2 protein-coding genes are annotated in these 2,361 nt (G+C 67.8%); both read left to right on the forward strand.

The genetic code is table 11. The features are described from left to right. Window positions 1–43 precede the first annotated feature (43 nt). On the forward strand, window positions 44–961 hold the full coding sequence (hybA, locus tag Q7W29_14840; GenBank protein MDO9173098.1) for a hydrogenase 2 operon protein HybA: 918 nt from the start codon (window positions 44–46) through the stop codon (window positions 959–961). Next, window positions 954–2,192, forward strand: coding sequence for a Ni/Fe-hydrogenase cytochrome b subunit (gene hybB / locus Q7W29_14845; GenBank protein MDO9173099.1), 1,239 nt, complete (start codon window positions 954–956; stop codon window positions 2,190–2,192). The genes hybA and hybB overlap by 8 nt, the downstream gene beginning before the upstream one ends. Window positions 2,193–2,361 lie beyond the last annotated feature (169 nt).

The raw sequence follows: 2,361 nt of genomic DNA on the forward strand, positions 1-2,361 counted from the left end.
CAGGAGATCGGCCGCCTCCGTTTCACAGCAGAAAGGGACCGGCATGGATCGCAGGGACTTCCTCAAGACAGTGGGCGCCGTCGGCGTGGGCATCGCCGCCGCCGACGCCTCCGCGAGCACGGCCGTGCACGCCCCGCCGGACGCCTTCGGCGTCCTGGTTGATACCACGGCCTGCATCGGCTGCCGCAAGTGCGAGTGGGCCTGCAATCAGGTCAACAAGCTGCCCGTGCAGCCGCTGGAGGAGTTCGAGAACAAGGACGTCTTTGCGGCGATGCGCCGCCCCGACGCCGGCAACTTCACCGTCGTCAACCAGTGGGCGCGCGAGGGCCGCGAGGGCAACGTCTGGGCGAAGGTGCAGTGCCTGCACTGCAACGACCCCGCCTGCGCCTCGGCCTGCCTGGTCTCCGCCCTGGAGAAGCAGCCCAACGGCGCCGTGAAGTACGATCCCTGGCGCTGCATGGGCTGCCGCTACTGCATGGTGGCCTGCCCCTTCCAGATCCCCGCCTACCAGTACCAGGACGCGCTCTCGCCCGAGGTGCGCAAGTGCACCTTCTGCATCGAGCGCATCTCGGCCGGCGAGCGGCCGGGCTGCGTCGAGATCTGCCCGGTGGAGTGCCTGATCTACGGCAAGCGCGACGAGCTGCTGACGCTGGCCCACGAGCGCATCGGCGCCTACCCGGGCCGCTACGTGGACCACGTCTACGGCGAGCACGAGGTCGGCGGCACGTCCTGGCTCTACCTCGCGGGGCAGCCGTTCCCCTCGCTGGGCTTCCCCGAGCTGGGCGAGCAATCGCCCGCCCGCATCACCGAGAACATCCAGCACGGCATCTTCCGCCGCTTCATCGCGCCGATCGCCCTGTACGCGACCCTGGCCCAGGTGATGTGGCTGGGCAGCCGAAAGGACGAGGTCGCCGCCGCAGCTCATAAGTCTGAGCAGCCTGGGGAGGGGCACCATGAGTAGCCACGTCCACGCGGCGCCGATCCGCATGCGCTTCTTCACCCGCGGCACCTGGGTCCTGGTGGCCCTGATGGCCGTGGGCTTCTGCTTCGCCGCGGTGCGCTTCACCAAGGGCCTCGGCGCGGTGACCAACCTCGACAACCAGTGGCCCTGGGGCATCTGGATCGCCATCGACATTGCCTGCGGCGTGGCCCTGGCCGCCGGCGGCTTCACCACCGCGGCGCTCGCCCACGTCTTCCACCGCGAGAAGTTCGAGCCCATCGTCAGGCCGGCCCTGATCACCGCCATGCTGGGCTACACCGTCGTGGTGATCGGCCTGCTGGCGGACCTCGGCCGTTACTACAACGTCTGGCACCCGATGGTGCCGTCGATGTGGTCGGGGCACTCGGTCCTGTTCGAGGTCGGCATCTGCGTCATGTTCTACCTGACGGTGCTCTATATCGAGTTTTTGCCGATGGTGACCGAGCGCTTCCGCGGCCGCGTCGCCCTGCCAGGGACCCTGCGCCCGCTGAACGGGTTCGTCGAGGGGTTGCTGCGCCTCTTCGACCGCACGCTCGGGCGGATCATGTCCGTGTTCATCATCGCGGGCGTGGTGCTGTCCTGCATGCACCAGTCCTCGCTGGGCGCCCTGATGGTCATCGCCCCCTACAAGATGCACCCCTTGTGGTGGACGCAGGTGCTGCCGCTGCTGTTCCTGCTGTCGGCGTTCTGCGTGGGCCCGTGCATGGTGATCTTCGAATCCATCCTGGCTTCGCGCGCCTTCGGCCGCCGGCCCGAGATGGAGGTCCTGGGCCCCTTGTCGAAGATCCTGCCGGTGCTGTTGTTCTTCTTCATCAGCACCAAGGCCATGGACCTCGCGGTGCGCGGACAGCTCTACCGCCTCGCCGACGGCAGTTGGCAGTCGGGCGTGTTCCTGGTCGAGATGGGCGTCGGCTTCGTGCTGCCGTTCTTGATGTTCTTCAGCTCACGCGTGCGCCGCTCGCCCCGGCTGCTGTTCACCGCCGCGACGCTGGTGATCTTCGGCGTGGTCATGAACCGCATCGACGTGTTCCTGGTCGCGTACAAGCCCGTCTACCAGGTGAAGCACTACTTCCCGGCCATCGGGGAGCTGGCGATCACCACGGGGCTGATCGCGTTCCTGATCTTCGCCTACCGCTTCGTCGTTTTGAACTTCCCGGTGATGCACGTCGAAGCGACGGCGTCACAGCAGGGGAAGGAGGCTCCCCATGCGTAACGCGTTGCTCGTGTTGGTCGCCCTCGCGACCCTGGCGGCGCCGGCCCTGGCGCGCCAGGAGCAGGGCCTCGACTGCACGCAGTGCCATGCCTGCGCGCAGCCGAGCAAGGCCGATCCCTGCCTGAAGCAGGCGCACTGCCCGCGGCACGTCGAGACCGCCAAGCTGAAG

Source organism: bacterium, from assembly GCA_030654305.1.
Taxonomy (GTDB): Bacteria; Krumholzibacteriota; Krumholzibacteriia; order LZORAL124-64-63; family LZORAL124-64-63; genus PNOJ01.

Coding starts and splice junctions, on each gene's coding strand:
- hybA (MDO9173098.1), top strand. CDS start 44: ATGGATCGCAGGGACTTCCTCAAGACAGTGGGCGCCGTCGGCGTGGGC.
- hybB (MDO9173099.1), top strand. CDS start 954: ATGAGTAGCCACGTCCACGCGGCGCCGATCCGCATGCGCTTCTTCACC.